Origin of the sequence: Morganella sp. BCCO 40_0007 (assembly GCF_032989665.1) — a bacterium.
GTDB classification, from domain to species: domain Bacteria; phylum Pseudomonadota; class Gammaproteobacteria; order Enterobacterales; family Enterobacteriaceae; genus Morganella; species Morganella sibonii.
In genome coordinates, this window is record NZ_JAVBIN010000029.1 from 1 (window position 1) to 1,224 (window position 1,224).

A 1,224-nucleotide genomic window follows, 5' to 3' on the forward strand; every position below is an offset into this window, starting at 1 on the left:
TCTCGGGTTCCGTTATGATCGTTTCGGGCGGCTGAAAGCGCTGGTGAATGAGAAAGACGAATCCTACCGCTTTGAGTATGACGCGCTGCACCGTCTGACCCGCGAGCAGGATCTGATCGGCCAGCAAAAACAGTATCAGTATGATGCGGGCGGCAATCTTATCCGCCGTGAGGAAATTCCCGCACTGCCGGGAGAAGAACCGGTTATCACACAGTATCAGTATGATCCGGCAGGCCGTCTGATCACACGGGAAAACCGCGATTACTGCACCGGATATCAGTACAGTAAAACGGCACTGATACTGCGGCGTGTCCCGGCGGCGGTCTGGTCAGCGGCGCAGCTCAGCGGGGAGGATGTGCCGTGGCAGGATATCCTGGAATTTGAGTATGACCTGAACGGGCAGATGCTGTCCGAGCAGAACAGTGCCGGGGTATACCGTCACAGCTATGATGATAACGGTAACCTCAGCAGCACAGAAATGCCGGACGGGCAGGCGCTGAGTTATCTGTATTACGGCTCCGGCCACCTTCAGCAGATGAACTGGCGGGAGCGGGGGAAACAGACGGTACTGGCGGAATACAGCCGCGACCGGCTGCACCGTGAAACTAACCGGCTCTCCGGCGGGCTTGATCAGCGGACGGAGTATGACAGCAGCGGGCGTATCACCGCACAGATAGCGCGGCTTGCAAACAGCACGCGGGTGACGGCGGCAACCATTGATAAGCGTTATACGTGGGATAAGCACAATAACCTGACGGAGCGCAGTGTCAGCTACGGGCAGGCCGATTCTCCGGCCACTCAGGGGCACTGGCAGTATGAAACCTACCGGTATGACCCGCTGGGGCAACTGACCCGGCGTCTGAACGGGTTCAGCGAAGAGCTGTTTCTGTATGATGAAGCGGCGAACCTGCTGGGGCATCAGCGGCAGGTGGCGTTTAATAACCAGGTCACCGCCAGTGAGGAATACGACTACACGTATGACGGCTTCGGCCGCATGGCGCAGCGCAGGGTGCGGGACAGCGCGGTGTGTCAGCATTATCACTATGATGCGGAGCACCGCATTACCGCAGTGACCTTTGAACATGACCCGCAGGGGAACCAGCGGGCGGAATATGATTACGACATCCTCGGGCGCAGAACCGGGAAACGGGTCTGGCAGTCCGCACAGGCACAGCGGCTGAAGCAACCCCCGGAAAACCGGGCACCGGAAGAAACGGTACAGTT

The 1,224-nt window shown here is 58.7% G+C and carries 1 pseudogene; it reads left to right on the forward strand.

Annotation, left to right across the window (positions count from 1 at the left end):
• Positions 1-1,224: pseudogene (locus R5268_RS19335) on the forward strand (type IV secretion protein Rhs); the annotation flags it as partial.